Origin of the sequence: Streptomyces sp. NPDC097619 (assembly GCF_040302735.1) — a bacterium.
GTDB lineage: Bacteria > Actinomycetota > Actinomycetes > Streptomycetales > Streptomycetaceae > Streptomyces.
Genome location: NZ_JBEOSD010000193.1, coordinates 1 through 13,929 on the forward strand (window position 1 = coordinate 1; position 13,929 = coordinate 13,929).

Below are 13,929 nucleotides of genomic sequence, written 5' to 3' on the forward strand. Positions count from 1 at the left end.
GGGGCCCTTCGTACAGGGTGAGTGACGGGACTTGAACCCGCGGCCACCTGGACCACAACCAGGTGCTCTACCAACTGAGCTACACCCACCATGACCGCTCGGTCACCGACCGGCCGAGGAAAAGAGTACAGGGTCCGGACGGGTGCTCGCTCCCCCCGGGTCCCGCCCCGCCCCGGAGAGGGGCCGGACGGGACCCGGGGAGGGCGTGCTCAGGCTCCCGGCAGGACGTGCCGGGCCGCGATCGACTTGGCGGTCTCCGAGTCCGGCCCCGGCTGGGGAACGAACACGGCCTCGCGGTAGTAGCGCAGCTCCGCGATGGACTCGCGGATGTCCGCCAGCGCCCGGTGGTTGCCGTTCTTCGGCGGGCTGTTGAAGTAGGCGCGCGGGTACCAGCGGCGGGCCAGCTCCTTGACCGAGGACACGTCCACGATCCGGTAGTGGAGGTGGCTCTCCAGGGCCGGCATGTCCCGCAGCAGGAAACCGCGGTCGGTGCCGACCGAGTTCCCGCACAGCGGGGCCTTGCCCGGCTCCTTGACGTGCTCGCGCACGTAGGCCAGCACCTGGGCCTCGGCGTCGGCCAGGGTGGTGCCGGCGGCCAGCTCCTCCAGCAGCCCGGAGGAGGTGTGCATCTGCCGCACCACCTCGGGCATCTGCTCCAGCGCGTGGTCCGGGGGCCGGATCACGATGTCCACGCCCTCGCCGAGGATGTTCAGCTCCGAGTCGGTGACCAGTGCGGCCACCTCGATAAGTGCGTCGTCCGTCAGCGAGAGCCCGGTCATCTCGCAGTCGATCCACACCATGCGATCGTTCATGCGCCCCACCCTATGGGAGGTCCCGCGGATCGGAGGTCGTCAGATCCGCGGGACCTCGGCTCAGGCCGCTTCCGGGCGGGCCGTCACGCGTGCTCGCGCAGGGCCCGGCCGGAGCCGTACAGGTCCGTCACCGACGGCCCGCTGGCCGCCAGGGCGGCCGCCGCGCGCTGCGGCTGCGGGGTGCGCTGGTGCGGCAGCGGACCGGAGAGGTCCGTCACCTGCGGGTCCGCCTGCGGCCTGCGGGCCCGGTACGCCGACCGGTACGCGGCCGGGGAGGAGCCCAGCTGCCGCCGGAAGTGCCCGCGCAGGGCCACCGGCGAGCGGAAGCCGCAGCGACCGGCGACCTCGTCCACGGAGTAGTCCGAGGTCTCCAGCAGGCGCTGGGCCTGGAGCACCCGCTGGGTGATCAGCCACTGGAGCGGCGCGCTGCCGGTCAGCGAGCGGAACCGGCGGTCGAAGGTCCGGCGGCTCATGTAGGCGCGGGCGGCGAGCGTCTCCACGTCGAACTGCTCGTGGAGGTGCTCCAGCGCCCACGCGACCACCTCGGCCAGCGGGTCCGCGCCGATCTCCTCGGGGAGGGACCGGTCGAGGTAGCGCTCCTGGCCGCCGGTGCGCCGGGGCGGCACGACGAGCCTGCGGGCCAGGGCCCCGGCCGCCTCGCTGCCGTGGTCCGTGCGCACGATGTGCAGGCACAGGTCGATGCCGGCCGCGGTGCCCGCGGAGGTGAGCACGTCGCCGTCGTCGACGAACAGCTCCCGCGGGTCCACGTGGACCGACGGGTACCGCTTGGCCAGCGTCGGCGCGTACATCCAGTGCGTCGTCGCGGGCCGGCCGTCGAGCAGACCGGCGGCGGCGAGCACGAAGGCCCCCGTGCACAGTCCGACGATCCGGGCCCCCTCCTCGTGCGCCAGGCGCAGCGCGTCGAGCGCCTCCGGCGGCGGTGGGGAGGTGATCGATCGCCAGGCGGGCACCACGACGGTGCCGGCCCGGGCGATGGCCTCCAGTCCGTACGGCGCGGTGAGTTCGAGACCGCCCGTGGTGCGGAGCGGTCCTTCCTCACCGGCGCAGACCAGCAGGCGGTAGCGCGGCACGCCCGCGTCCTGCCGGTCGATGCCGAACACGGAAAGTGGAATGGAACTCTCGAAGATCGGTCCGCCGCTGAACAGCAGCACGGCGACGATCTCCCTGCGGCGACGCCCCGCGAGCTTCCTGCCGGCGTCCGCGACGACGGCGGTGGAATCCTGGCTCATGGCGCTAAGCCCCCCTTGGGTGTCGCGACTCCTTGGTCTGGTCGCACCTGCACGTATCCCCTCGGCCTTGCACGTGGTCCCCCGCCGTAAATACATGATCGAATCTACTGCGTCCCGTGGTGTCGGCGTGACAAGTTCAGCACGCAGCGCTATGTCGACTTGGCAACTTGGCGTAAAGCATTCGATCAGGAAGCGTTCCACTCCGCGACCTTGGGGGGAAGCGGGCCGGGTGCGTGTGGCCTGTACACGTCGGGTGTACGGGCCTCGGCCCGCCCGTCGTCGCTGGTGGTGGGGGGGTTGGGTGGACATTCCGCCAAGGGTTGTGCCGCCCTGTGAAGTTGGCTGAAAACGTGCGCTGTGCGGGTGTGCGAACCGGTCAGCCGTGCGGGGGCCGGGCCCGGCGCCGCCGTCGGTCCCCCGGCCGCTCGGCCAGGACCCGGGCCGCGGCCCGCTCGTTCTTCTCGGCGTGCCGCAGCATCACCCGGCACACGGCGGTCACCACGACCAGCCCCAGGGTGGCCACGGCGGCCCCGCCGTAGGAGGTCCCGTAGACCACGAGCACCACGGGCACCAGGAGGCAGCTGAAGGCCGCCCAGCGCACCACGTCGTCGGCGGACTCCCCGGACGGGTGAACCGGCTGCGGAGGACGGGGGACCTGCTCGTGCGGGGGCGTCGGCGGCGGGACGGGGCGGGTGAGGGGACCGGACACGGAGTACTCCTTGCGGGCTCTTCCTGGGCGGTCGGACTCTTGTCCAACGTGCCGCCGCGTGCGCTGGTCACCGCCCGCACGGGTGGCTCGTCACTGACGGTAGGCGGCGCGGCCGGGCCGGCGGGCATTGCCAAGAGGCCCCCGCTCCGGCATGCTCCGGGGGACGCTCTCCCAAGGGGCGGACGGCCCTGGTGCAGGAAGCGAATGTCGTCTTACCCTTGGGGGTATGGGCTAGGGAAGAGCATTCCCGGACTCAGCTTCGTCACTCTCCGTCGCCTCGATGAGGACTTCTCCGCCGAGACACCCATGGCCGGTCACGAAACTTCCGAACCCGCGGGCCGCAAGCGCAAGCAGGTCGCCGACTCCCCGTCGGACCTCCGAGCGGTCGAAGAGGCACGTCAGCCGTGCGACCCTGCCTTCCGGCACGGGGTCGTCGTCGGCTTCGACGGCTCCACCTCCAGCGAGCGCGCGCTCGCGTACGCCATCGGCATGGCCCGCCGCTCCGGCTCGGGCCTCATCATCGTCCACGTCGCCAATCGGCTGCCCACCACGGTCTGGGCGGGCTGCGAGCCGCCGGTCTTCGTGGACGTGCCGGACCACCGCACCGAGGTGCTGGGGCTGGAACTGGCCTGTGCCGACTACCTGGCCGAGGTGCCCTGGATCCTGGTCGAGCGGGGCGGGGACATCTGCCACGAGCTGGAGGAGGTCGGCCGGGAGTACTCCGCCGACGCCATCGTGGTGGGCTCCACGCACGGGATCGTCGGCCGGATCTTCGGCTCCGTGGCCGGGCGGTTGGCCAAACGCGCACAGCGACCGGTTGTTGTCATCCCGTAATCGGATGAGCGCCCTTTGGCCGGTTGTCGCCGGTTGTGAAGGGTAAATAAGGCTCGCTGGGTAGCAGCACGACAACTGCAGATCGAAGGGAGCCCCGCCGTGGACAACGAAGTCTCTGCGGGAAGCACGGCCTCCACCTCGACCCTGGGCACCCTCGCCCTCGGTCTGACCCTTCTCGCCATCGGAATCGGCCACACCGGCGTCATCAGCGGTGTCGCGGCCACCGACGCGGCCTCTCTCGCCACCTACATCGGTGGCGTCGCCCTGTTCGTCCTCGGCGTCCTGGAGTTCCGGGGCGGCAACGGTTTCAACGGCACGGCCTTCGCGGGCGCGGGAGCCTTCTTCTTCACCTGGTCCACGGGTGACGGAAACGCTTCTGCACACGCGGCCGGGCTCTTCCTCCTCTTGTTCGCGCTCTTCGCGCTGACCCTGACGCTGGCGGCCCCGAGCGGGCTCTTCGGTCAGGGGACCTACGCCCTGCTGTTCCTGTCGCTGCTGCTCACGGGCATCGGCGCGTACGCCGGCACGAGCGCGCTGGTGAAGGCGGGCGGCTGGGTGGCCGTGGTGACCGGGCTGCTGGCCTGGTACGGGGCGACGGCGGCCCTGGCGAACTGGCCGACCGCGGTCGGCCGGACCTCGCGGCGCGGGGCGGTGGCCGCGAGCTGAGCCCCCGTCGCGGTCCGTCCCCGGGGGCGGGTGCGGACCGCGAGAGGGTGGTGCGGACGAGGACGCGCGAGGCCCCCCGTGCGGGTGCACGGGGGGCCTCGCGTCGTGCGGGGTCGGGGCCGACCGGTCCGGCGGGCGGACCGCGGGTCCTACTCGACGGTGACGGACTTGGCCAGGTTGCGCGGCTTGTCGATGTCACGGCCCAGGTGCAGGGCGGTGTGGTAGGCGAGCAGCTGGAGCGGGATGCCCATGAGGATCGGGTCCAGCTCGTCCTCGTTCTTCGGCACCACGATGGTGTGGTCGGCCTTCTCCTGCTCCTGGTGCGCCACGGCGAGGATCCGGCCGCTGCGGGCCTTGATCTCCTCCAGGGCGGCGCGGTTCTTCTCCAGCAGCGAGTCGTTCGGGACGATCGCCACGGTGGGCATCGCGGGCTCGATGAGGGCCAGCGGGCCGTGCTTCAGCTCGGAGGCCGGGTACGCCTCGGCGTGGATGTAGGAGATCTCCTTGAGCTTCAGGCTGGCCTCCAGGGCCACCGGGTAGCCGCGCACCCGGCCGATGAACATCATCGACTTGGCCTCCGCGTACTCCGAGGCCAGCTTCTTGATGTCCTCCTCCTGGGTGAGGATCTCCTGGATCTGGGCGGGCAGCTTGCGCAGGCCCTCGATGATCCGCTTGCCGTCGGCGACCGAGAGGTCCCGGATCCGGCCCAGGTGCAGGGCGAGCAGGGCGAAGGCGGTCACCGTGTTGGTGAAGCACTTGGTGGAGACCACGCAGACCTCCGGGCCGGCGTGCACGTACACGCCGCCGTCGGCCTCGCGGGCGATGGCCGAGCCGACCACGTTGACCACGCCGAGGACGCGGGCGCCCTTGCGCTTCAGCTCCTGCACCGCGGCCAGCACGTCGTAGGTCTCACCGGACTGGGAGACGGCCACGTACAGGGTGTCGGGGTCCACGACCGGATTGCGGTAGCGGAACTCGGAGGCGGGCTCGGCGTCGGCGGGGATCCGGGCCAGGCCCTCGATCAGCGAGGCGCCGATCATGCCCGCGTGGTAGGAGGTGCCGCAGCCGAGGATCTTCACGCGGCGGATGCCGCGGGCCTCGCGGGCGTCCAGGTTCAGGCCGCCCAGGTGCACGGTGGAGAACTTCTCGTCGATCCGGCCGCGCAGCACGCGGTCGACCGCGTCGGGCTGCTCGCAGATCTCCTTGTGCATGTAGGTGTCGTGGCCGCCCATGTCGTAGGAGGCGGCCTCCCACTCCACGGTCTCGGGGGTGGCGGTGGTGCTGGCGCCCGAGGTCGTGTAGGTGCGGAAGTCGTCGGCCTTCAGGGTGGCCATCTCGCCGTCGTCGAGGGTGACGACCTGGCGGGTGTGGGCGATCAGCGCGGCCACGTCGGAGGCGACCAGCATCTCCTTCTCGCCGATGCCGAGGATCACCGGGGAGCCGTTGCGGGCCACCACGATGCGGTCGGAGAAGTCGGAGTGCATGACGGCGATGCCGTAGGTGCCCTCGATCTGCTTGACGGCCTCGCGGACCTTCTCCTCCAGGGTCTCCGCCTGCGAGCGGGACACCAGGTGGGTGATGACCTCGGTGTCGGTCTCGGAGACGAAGACGACCCCGTCGGCCTCCAGCTTGGCGCGCAGCTCCGCGGCGTTGTCCACGATGCCGTTGTGGACGACGGCGACCTTGTTGTCGGCGTCCAGGTGCGGGTGGGAGTTGATGTCGCTGGGGGCGCCGTGGGTGGCCCAACGGGTGTGCGCGATGCCGGTGGTGCCCGCGAAGCGCTTCGGGACCCGGGACTCCAGCTCGCGGACCCGACCCTTGGCCTTGACGACCTTGAGGGCGGGGGTCTTGGGGCTGTTCACCACGATGCCCGCGGAGTCGTAGCCGCGGTACTCCAGCCGCTGGAGGCCCTCCAGCAGCAGCGGGGCCACGTCACGCTTGCCGATGTAACCGACGATTCCGCACATATAGGTTCAAACCCTCCTGAAGTCCGATGGGGTGCCCGCCGTACGCGGCCGGCTCAGCCGTAGACGATGCGGCGCAGCTGCCGGAGGGAGAGCTCCGGGGGCGCCACGGCGCGGTGCGGGAGTTCGCCCGCGATCCGCTCGAAGATCTCCGCGTTCACCGCGCCGCCGGACTGGAGCTCCCGGTGGCGGCGGCGGACGAAGTCCTCCGTCGTCTCGTCGAAGTACGCCAACACGTCCAGCACCACCCGGGCGGCCTCGCCGCGCTGCAGCGAGGTGCTGCGCACCAGGTGGTCGATGAGGTCGTCGTGGGACGGTCGGCGATCGAGCACCCGTAGATATTGGAGGGCTACGGGCCGCTATTGCAAGAATCCTGCCCGATTTCGGGCAGGATTCCAAAGGTACGGACCTTTCGGTGGTGCGGAGCAACCCGGACGGGCCCCCTCACCCACCCCGCAGACCGTGACCCGCGGCCCCCGAACCCCCACCCCGCCGGGCGTCCGCGGGGCCCGGGGGAATCCTCGTGTTCCGGATGAATTGGGCCAGTCGGGGCCGCAGCCGTCGCCGTGCGGCCACTTCCTCCCCTATACCTGGTGGAATGAGACTCTTCCGCGCCCTGGGCGCCCTGCTGGTCTGCGGGGTCCTCACGGTGTCCTGCAGCGAGGCCCGGAGCGCCGAAACCCGGAAGACCGGGCACGCCCCGGCCCCCGCGGCCCTGGCCCTGCCCGTGACCGACCGGGTGGTCCCGGCCCCCGACTCCGTCAGCCCCGGCGGTGCCGGCCACACCTTCGGCCGCACCACCACGATCCGCACCACCGCGGGCTCGGCGCCCGCGCGGGCGGTCGGCGAGCGGCTGGCCGCCGCCTGGCGCCCGCTCACCGCCCTGCCCCTCCCGGTCAGCGGCACCGACGACGGCCGCGGCACCGACGGGATCCGGCTCCGCCTGGACCCGGGCGCCGGCTCCTTCGGGGAGGAGGGCTACCGGCTCTCCGTGGACGACTCCGGGGCCGTGCTCTCCGCCCACCGCCCCGCCGGCCTGTTCCGCGGGGTGCAGACCATGCGCCAGCTCCTGACCACCGGCACCGGCGGTCGCTGGAAGCTCGACGGGGTCACCGTCACCGACACCCCCCGCTTCGCCTACCGCGGGGCCATGATCGACATCGCCCGGCACTACTTCACCCCGGCGCAGGTCAAGCGGTACGTGGACCAGCTCGCCCTCTACAAGATCAACACCCTGCACCTGCACCTCACCGACGACCAGGGCTGGCGGATCGCCGTGGACTCCTGGCCCCGGCTGGCCACGTACGGCGGCGCGAGCGAGGTCGGCGGCGGTCCGGGCGGGCACTGGACCAAGGAGCAGTACCGCGACCTCGTCCGCTACGCCGGGGAGCGCTACATGGAGGTGGTCCCCGAGGTCGACGTCCCGGGCCACACCAACGCCGCCCTGGCCTCCTACGCCCAGCTGAACTGCAACGGCGTGGCCCCGCCCCGCTACACCGGCACCAAGGTCGGCTTCAGCTCCCTGTGCGTGCCCAAGGAGGTGACGTACGGGTTCGTGGACGACGTGCTCCGCGAGATCGCCGCGCTCACCCCCGGCCGGTACGTGCACATCGGAGGTGACGAGGCCCACTCCACCCCGCAGGCCGACTACGTCAGGTTCATGGGCCGCGTGCAGCCGATGGTGACCTCCCGCGGCAAGCAGGTGATGGCCTGGCACCAGCTGACCGGGGCCGAGCCCGTGCCGGGGGCCGTGGTGCAGTACTGGGGCCACGCCCGCACCCCCGCCGCCGAGCGGGAGAAGCTGGTCGCCGCGGTCCGCGCCGGCCACAAGGTGGTCTGGTCCCCGGCGGACCGGGTCTACCTGGACATGAAGTACGACGCGAAGACCCCGATCGGCACCACCTGGGCGGGCTACGTGCCGGTGCAGAAGGCGTACTCCTGGGACCCCGGCAGCTACCTGCCGGACGTGCCCGAGCGGGCGGTGCTGGGCGTCGAGGCCCCGCTGTGGACCGAGACCGTGACCACGAGCCGGCAGCTGGAGACCATGGCCTTCCCACGGGTCATCGGCGCCGCCGAACTCGGCTGGTCCGAGGCGTCGAAGCTGGACTGGGAGAAGTACAAGCAGCGGCTGGGCGCCCAGGGGCCGCTGCTGCGGCAGCTCGGGGTGGCCTACTACGCCGCCCCCGAGGTGCCCTGGCAGTAGCCCGGGACGGCACGCGGGAGATCGCCCGGGGCGGCGCTCGGGACCGGGGCCGCGGGCCCGCCCCCGACGCGGACGTGCCGGAGCCCCGCCGACGGGGGGTCGGCGGGGCTCCGGAAGGGCGGGTGCGCGGCCCGAGGGACCGTATTCGGGGGATCCGCGCGGGCCGCCCCCGCTCAGCGGCGCGCGAAGGGCGCGACCGGGTTGGGCAGGGTGCCGATCAGCTGGAGGGCCGCGGCCGGGTCGGAGAGGTCCACCATCTGCCGGTTGTTGCGCAGCTGCAGCCGGTTCAGGCAGGACAGCTGGAACTCCTCGGCGAAGAGGTCGTAGCGGGCGAACTTCTCCGCCAGCTCCGGCACCGCGTCCTGGTAGTCGTGGCCGCAGTCGGCCACCGCCTTCCAGAACACCTCCTCGGAGCAGATGCCCTCGGAGACGAGGATCGGGCCGAGGAAGCGGAAGAAGCAGTCGAACACGTCCGTGAACACGGACAGCAGCTTCATGTCCTCCGGGATGTCGGCCCGGACCCGCTCGACCGCGGGCGGCAGCACCGCGTCCGCGTCCATGACCACGATCTCCTCGGCGATGTCCTTGAAGATCGCCCGCTTCACCACGCCGCCCTCGATGACGAGGATGGTGTTCTCGCCGTGCGGCATGTACGCCAGGTCGTACTGGTAGAAGCAGTGCAGCAGCGGCAGCAGGTAGGCGCGCAGGTAGGAGCGCAGCCACTCCTCGGGGCTCAACCCCGACTCCTCGATCAGCGCGCCGACGAAGGACCGGCCCTCGGCGTCCACGTGCAGCAGCGAGGCCATGGTGGCCAGGCGCTCGCCCTCGCGCAGCGTCGCCACCGGGGACTCGCGCCACAGGGCGGCCAGCATCTTGCGGTACGGGGAGTACCGGTCGGTGGCTGCCTCGAACTTGAGGTTGCGGTAGCCGATGGCGGCCCGTTCCCGGATGATCGAGAAGTCCACGGACTTCAGGACCTCGTCGCCCTCGATCAGCTGGTGCAGCCAGTCGTTGATCGCCGGGGTGGCCTCCATGTACGCGGCCGACAGGCCCCGCATGAAGCCCATGTTGATCACGGAGATGGCCGTCTTGACGTAGTGCTTCTCCGGGGCGCTCGTGTTGAAGAACGTCCGGATCGACTGCTGCGCCAGGTAGGCGTCGGAGCCCTCGCCCAGCAGCACCAGGCGGCGGTCGGCGATCTCGGCGGCGAAGGTGACGGAGGTCTTGTTCCACCACTGCCAGGGGTGCACCGGCAGCAGGTGGTAGTCCGCGAGATCCAGGCCCTGGGCGGCGAGCTGCGCGGCGAAGCCGTTCACGGCCTCCTCGCCCAGCTCGGCGCGGACGAAGGACTCGTAGTCCAGCCCGGCTCCCGCGCTGAAGCGGGAGACCTCGCGGTGCGCGGCCACCCAGACCAGGTGGACCGGGGTACCGGCCTCGGGGGCGTAGGCGTGGTACTCGTGGACGCCGAAACCCAGCCGGCCGTTGCTGGCCACGAAGCAGGGGTGGCCCTCGGTCATCCCGGTCTCGACGTCCTGGAAGGAGCCCTTGGCGAGCACCGCGGCCGGGGTGGTGGCGCGGGTGTACTTGAAGGCGTACCCGGACAGGGTGGAGGAGAGCTCCTCCAGGTAGACCGGCAGCACCTCGGGGCTCAGCCCGAGGGCCCCGCGGAACTCGGTGTGGAAGTCGATGGCGTCCAGGGGCAGCTCGGCGCCGTCGCGGTGCCGGGTCACGGACGCGGCGTCCACGGCCCAGTGGTCGAGGGCGTGCCGGGCGGCGGTGAAGCGGTACTCCACCGTGCCGTCGTCGCTGCGCACGGAGTACCGGCCGTCGCCCAGGTCGGCGGGGGTCAGCAGGCGCTCGTGGGAGAACTCGGCGAGGGCCTTGCGGACCAGGTGCCGGTTGGCGCGGGCCCACAGTTCGGGGGTGAGGTGGCCGGTGGCCTCGGCGAGGTTCATATGGACACCGCCGCGGTGGTGGGGGCGCCGGTGGCGGTCTCGAACTGCTCGCGGGTGCAGAAGCTCAGCAGGGCTTCCTTCTCCGGCTTGGTGATCGGCCGCTCCGGGACGAAGCCGACGGCCTCGTTGAGGGCGTGCACGGCCTTGTTGTCGACGTCCGGTTCGACGACCACGCGGCGGGTCTCAGGGTCGGCGAAGAGCGCGGCCATCACGGTGGTGATCACGGCGCGGGTGAACCCGTGCAGCGGGGTGTCGGAGGGGGCGACCAGGAAGTGCATGCCGACGTCGCCCGGCTCCGGGTCGTACAGGCCGACCAGCTCCAGCTCGCGCGGGTCGTAGCTCTCCATGAGGAAGGCCGGGCGGCCCTCGTGGAGCCCGATGAAGGCGTGGTGGTGCGGGTGCTCGGTGATCCGCCGGTACTCGGCGAGCACCTCGGCGGGGCTCGCGTCCTGCATCATCCAGAAGGCGGCCTTGGGGTGCGTGACCCAGGCGTGCAGGAGCTCCGCGTCGGCGGCCGGGTCCAGGGGGCGGACCGCGAAAGCGCCGAGCGTCGCGTCGGTCCGGGAGAACAGGGTGTCGGTGGTGCTCATCAGAAGGTGCCTTCCGGGGCGTCGAACTGCTGGAACGCGATGGACTTCTCCACCTTGTAGTACTCGCGGCCGAGGAGCTGACCGATGATGTACGCGTTCCGGTACGCCGCCATGCCCAGGTCGGGCGAGGTGAGGGAGTGGTTGTGGGTGGTGCCGTTCTGGAGGTACACCCCGCGGCCGGTGGTGTCCACGCTGTAGTTGCGGGCCGCGTCCAGGCGCCCGCGGCCGTCGAAGTTCAGGCGGTCGCGGACCGGGTCCAGGAACCTCGGCGTCGTGTACTTGTAGCCGGTGGCCAGGACCAGGCCCTCGGTGTCGAGGGAGAAGTCCCGCTCCTGCTCCTCCTGGCGCAGCGCCAGGGTGTACGTGCCCGTGGTGGTGTCGTACGCGGCGCCGTTCAGGGAGGTGTTGGTCAGCAGGCTGGTCGGGACGGCGCCCGGCATGGTGACCTTCTTCTGGTACAGCAGGTCGAAGATGGCGTTGATCAGGTCGCCGTCGATGCCCTTGAAGAGGTTCTTCTGCCGGGCCTCCAGGCGGTACCGGGTGTCCTCGGGGAGGGCGTGGAAGTAGTCCACGTACTCCGGGGAGGTCATCTCCAGGGTCAGCTTGGTGTACTCCAGCGGGAAGAACCGCGGGGAGCGGGTGACCCAGTTCAGCCGGTAGCCGTGGGTGTCGATCTCGGAGAGCAGGTCGTAGTAGATCTCGGCCGCGCTCTGTCCGGAGCCGATCAGCGTGATGGACTTCTTCTTCTGCAGCTCCGCCTTGTGCTGCACGTAGGCGGAGTTGTGGAGGAAGTCCCCGCCCAGGCCCTCGCAGGCGGCCGGGACGTGCGGCGGGGTGCCGGTGCCGAGGACCAGGTGGCGGGCCCGGTGGGTCTCGCCGCGGTCGGTGTGGACCTCGTAGAGGGCGGCCTGCTCGTCGTAGGTGACCTCGGTGACGGAGGTGGACCACAGGACGTTGTCGAGGCGGTCGGCGGCCCAGCGGCAGTAGTCGTTGTACTCGGTCCGCAGCGGGTAGAAGTTCTCCCGGATGTAGAAGGAGTACAGCCGGTCCTTGTCCTTCAGGTAGTTCAGGAAGGAGAAGGGCGAGGTCGGGTCCGCGAGGGTGACCAGGTCCGACATGAAGGGCGTCTGGAGGTGCGCGCCGTCCAGGAACATGCCCGCGTGCCACTCGAAGTGGGGCTTCGACTCGATGAAGAGTCCGTCGAGCTCGTCGATCGGCGCGGTCAGGCAGGCGAGCCCCAGGTTGAAGGGGCCGAGCCCGATGGCGATGAAGTCGCGGGGCTGACGGGACTCACGAGGCGTGGACAAGGGACTCTCCCAGGTACTGCTCGGCGTGTTCGGCGAGGAGGTCGAGGACGGCCGCGATGTCGGCCGTCGTGGTCTGCGGGTTGAGGAGGGTGAACTTCAGATAGTGCGCGCCGTCCACGGTGGTGCCCGCGACGACGGCCTCGCCGGAGGCGAAGAGGGCCTTGCGGGCGTGCAGGTTGGCGCCGTCGACGAGGTCGGGGCGGGCGCCGGCCGCGGGCACGTAGCGGAAGACGAGCGTGGACAGTCGGGGCTCGACGACCACCTCGAAGCGGGGGTCGGCCTCGATCAGCCGGTGTCCGGCGGCGGCGAGGTCGCAGACCTCGTCGAAGAGCTGTCCGATGCCGTCGGCGCCCATGACGCGCAGGGTCATCCAGAGCTTGAGGGCGTCGAACCGGCGGGTGGTCTGGATCGACTTGTCCACCTGGTTGGGGATGCGCTCCTCCACCATGCGGCGCGGGTTGAGGTAGTCCGCGTGGTAGGTGGCGTGCTTGAGGGTGTCGCGGTCGCGGACGAGGACGGCGCTGGAGCTGACCGGCTGGAAGAAGGACTTGTGGAAGTCCACGGTGACCGAGTCGGCGTGCTGGATGCCGTCGAGGAGGTGCCGGCGGGTGGGGGAGACCAGCAGTCCGCAGCCGTAGGCGGCGTCCACGTGCATCCAGGCGCTGTGCATGGCGGCCAGGCGGGCGATCTCGGGGAGCGGGTCGATGGACCCGAAGTCGGTGGTGCCGGCGGTGGCGACGACGGCCATCGGGAAGAGGCCCTCGCGCTCGCACTTCTCCAGCTCGCGGGCGAGGGCCACGGTCCGCATCCGCTTGTCCTGGTCCACGGGGACGCTGATGACGGCCTCGTAGCCGAGTCCGAGCATCGCGGCGGACTTCTTCACGCTGAAGTGGCTGACCTCGGAGGTGAAGATCCGCAGCTTCGGCAGGAGTTCGGCCTTGGTGAGCTCGCGCTCGCTGTTCTTCATCACGAGCCGGCAGGCCTCGTCGCGGGCCAGCAGCAGGGCGTGGAAGTTGGACTGGCTGCCGCCGGAGGTGAACACGCCGTCGCCGCCCTGCCCGAAGCCGATGCGGCCCACGGTCCAGTCGACGAGGCGGCGCTCCATCAGGGTGCCACCGATGGACTGGTCCCAGGTGTCCAGGGAGGAGTTGACGGCGGAGAGGACGGCCTCGCCGAGCACCGCGGGTATGACCACCGGGCAGTTGAGGTGGCCGAGGTAGCGGGGGTGGTGGAAGTACACCGCGTCCCGCAGGTACACCTCCTCCAGCTCGTCGAGGGCGGCCGTCGCGTCGTGCAGCGGGGTGTCCAGGTCGATGTCGGCGACGACCGGGGCCAGTTCGTCCACCGAGATGCCGGTGTGCGGTCGGGTGGTCGAGGCGAGCTTGGCGGCCACGCGCTCCACTCCTGCGGTCACGGAACGGCGGTAGTCATCCGCGGTCGTCTCGTTGAGCAGATGCGAACGCATCAGTGTTTCCTCCGGGCAGGGAGAGGGGCGTGGTGTGCGGGGTTTAGGTTAGCCTAACCTAATCACATTGCAAAACAGAGAGGGCCCCGGCGGATGCCTGACGAGCAGGGCGATCCCGGCCGCGAGCGGGGTCCAGACCAGGCCGGCGAGCGATTCCACCGCGGCCCCGCCGCC

12 protein-coding genes and 1 tRNA gene are annotated in these 13,929 nt (G+C 71.1%); 3 read left to right on the forward strand and 10 right to left on the reverse strand.

Annotation, left to right across the window (positions count from 1 at the left end):
* Window positions 1–16 precede the first annotated feature (16 nt).
* From ABTZ17_RS32835 to ABTZ17_RS32850, 4 genes are all read right to left on the reverse strand, one after another.
* Window positions 17–89: transfer RNA gene (locus tag ABTZ17_RS32835), tRNA-His, on the reverse strand.
* A 120-nt stretch (window positions 90–209) separates the two neighbouring features.
* Window positions 210–812, reverse strand: coding sequence for an oligoribonuclease (orn, locus tag ABTZ17_RS32840; protein WP_352199450.1), 603 nt, complete (start codon window positions 810–812; stop codon window positions 210–212).
* Window positions 813–895: 83 nt separating this feature from the next.
* The gene (locus ABTZ17_RS32845; protein ID WP_352199451.1) at window positions 896–2,062 is read right to left on the reverse strand and encodes a helix-turn-helix domain-containing protein; all 1,167 of its coding nucleotides are present in this window, start codon (window positions 2,060–2,062) and stop codon (window positions 896–898) included.
* A gap of 376 nt (window positions 2,063–2,438) precedes the next feature.
* The gene (locus ABTZ17_RS32850; protein ID WP_352199452.1) at window positions 2,439–2,771 is read right to left on the reverse strand and encodes a hypothetical protein; all 333 of its coding nucleotides are present in this window, start codon (window positions 2,769–2,771) and stop codon (window positions 2,439–2,441) included.
* A gap of 306 nt (window positions 2,772–3,077) precedes the next feature.
* Between ABTZ17_RS32850 and ABTZ17_RS32855 the strand changes: the two genes are divergently transcribed.
* Both ABTZ17_RS32855 and ABTZ17_RS32860 read left to right on the forward strand, forming a co-directional pair.
* Window positions 3,078–3,605 (forward strand): universal stress protein, encoded by a 528-nt coding sequence (locus ABTZ17_RS32855; RefSeq protein WP_352199453.1) that lies wholly within the window; start codon window positions 3,078–3,080, stop codon window positions 3,603–3,605.
* Window positions 3,606–3,704: 99 nt separating this feature from the next.
* Complete coding sequence (locus tag ABTZ17_RS32860) at window positions 3,705–4,271, forward strand: GPR1/FUN34/YaaH family transporter (RefSeq protein ID WP_352199454.1); 567 nt, start codon at window positions 3,705–3,707, stop codon at window positions 4,269–4,271.
* Window positions 4,272–4,420: 149 nt separating this feature from the next.
* Here the strand turns inward: ABTZ17_RS32860 and glmS are convergent, their stop codons facing one another.
* Together glmS and ABTZ17_RS32870 are read right to left on the reverse strand one after the other, a co-directional pair.
* Window positions 4,421–6,238 carry a glutamine--fructose-6-phosphate transaminase (isomerizing) gene (glmS, locus tag ABTZ17_RS32865; RefSeq protein WP_352199455.1) on the reverse strand — a complete coding sequence of 606 codons (1,818 nt, stop codon included), beginning with the start codon at window positions 6,236–6,238 and terminating at the stop codon, window positions 4,421–4,423.
* Between the two features lie 53 nt (window positions 6,239–6,291).
* Entirely contained in the window at window positions 6,292–6,567 is a 276-nt protein-coding gene (locus ABTZ17_RS32870) for a hypothetical protein (protein WP_352199456.1), read from the reverse strand.
* 266 nt (window positions 6,568–6,833) lie between these two features.
* On the opposite strand from ABTZ17_RS32870, the gene ABTZ17_RS32875 reads away from it, so the two are divergent.
* A complete protein-coding gene (locus ABTZ17_RS32875; protein WP_352199457.1) occupies window positions 6,834–8,438 on the forward strand; it encodes a beta-N-acetylhexosaminidase in 1,605 nt (534 codons plus the stop codon).
* A 173-nt stretch (window positions 8,439–8,611) separates the two neighbouring features.
* Here the strand turns inward: ABTZ17_RS32875 and ABTZ17_RS32880 are convergent, their stop codons facing one another.
* The 4 genes from ABTZ17_RS32880 to ABTZ17_RS32895 are packed head-to-tail and all read right to left on the reverse strand — an operon-like array spanning window position 8,612 to window position 13,755.
* Window positions 8,612–10,393, reverse strand: a complete 1,782-nt coding sequence (locus tag ABTZ17_RS32880; protein ID WP_352199458.1) for an IucA/IucC family protein — start codon at window positions 10,391–10,393, stop codon at window positions 8,612–8,614.
* Window positions 10,390–10,983: a GNAT family N-acetyltransferase gene (locus ABTZ17_RS32885; protein WP_352199459.1), complete on the reverse strand. Its 594-nt coding sequence runs from the start codon at window positions 10,981–10,983 to the stop codon at window positions 10,390–10,392. The genes ABTZ17_RS32880 and ABTZ17_RS32885 overlap by 4 nt, the downstream gene beginning before the upstream one ends.
* A complete protein-coding gene (locus ABTZ17_RS32890) occupies window positions 10,983–12,290 on the reverse strand; it encodes a lysine N(6)-hydroxylase/L-ornithine N(5)-oxygenase family protein (RefSeq protein WP_352199460.1) in 1,308 nt (435 codons plus the stop codon). The genes ABTZ17_RS32885 and ABTZ17_RS32890 overlap by 1 nt, the downstream gene beginning before the upstream one ends.
* The gene (locus ABTZ17_RS32895) at window positions 12,274–13,755 is read right to left on the reverse strand and encodes a pyridoxal phosphate-dependent decarboxylase family protein (RefSeq protein ID WP_352199461.1); all 1,482 of its coding nucleotides are present in this window, start codon (window positions 13,753–13,755) and stop codon (window positions 12,274–12,276) included. The genes ABTZ17_RS32890 and ABTZ17_RS32895 overlap by 17 nt, the downstream gene beginning before the upstream one ends.
* Window positions 13,756–13,929 lie beyond the last annotated feature (174 nt).

Coding starts and splice junctions, on each gene's coding strand:
- orn (WP_352199450.1), bottom strand. CDS start 812: ATGAACGATCGCATGGTGTGGATCGACTGCGAGATGACCGGGCTCTCG.
- ABTZ17_RS32875 (WP_352199457.1), top strand. CDS start 6,834: ATGAGACTCTTCCGCGCCCTGGGCGCCCTGCTGGTCTGCGGGGTCCTC.
- ABTZ17_RS32855 (WP_352199453.1), top strand. CDS start 3,078: ATGGCCGGTCACGAAACTTCCGAACCCGCGGGCCGCAAGCGCAAGCAG.
- glmS (WP_352199455.1), bottom strand. CDS start 6,238: ATGTGCGGAATCGTCGGTTACATCGGCAAGCGTGACGTGGCCCCGCTG.
- ABTZ17_RS32880 (WP_352199458.1), bottom strand. CDS start 10,393: ATGAACCTCGCCGAGGCCACCGGCCACCTCACCCCCGAACTGTGGGCC.
- ABTZ17_RS32885 (WP_352199459.1), bottom strand. CDS start 10,983: ATGAGCACCACCGACACCCTGTTCTCCCGGACCGACGCGACGCTCGGC.
- ABTZ17_RS32895 (WP_352199461.1), bottom strand. CDS start 13,755: ATGCGTTCGCATCTGCTCAACGAGACGACCGCGGATGACTACCGCCGT.
- ABTZ17_RS32845 (WP_352199451.1), bottom strand. CDS start 2,062: ATGAGCCAGGATTCCACCGCCGTCGTCGCGGACGCCGGCAGGAAGCTC.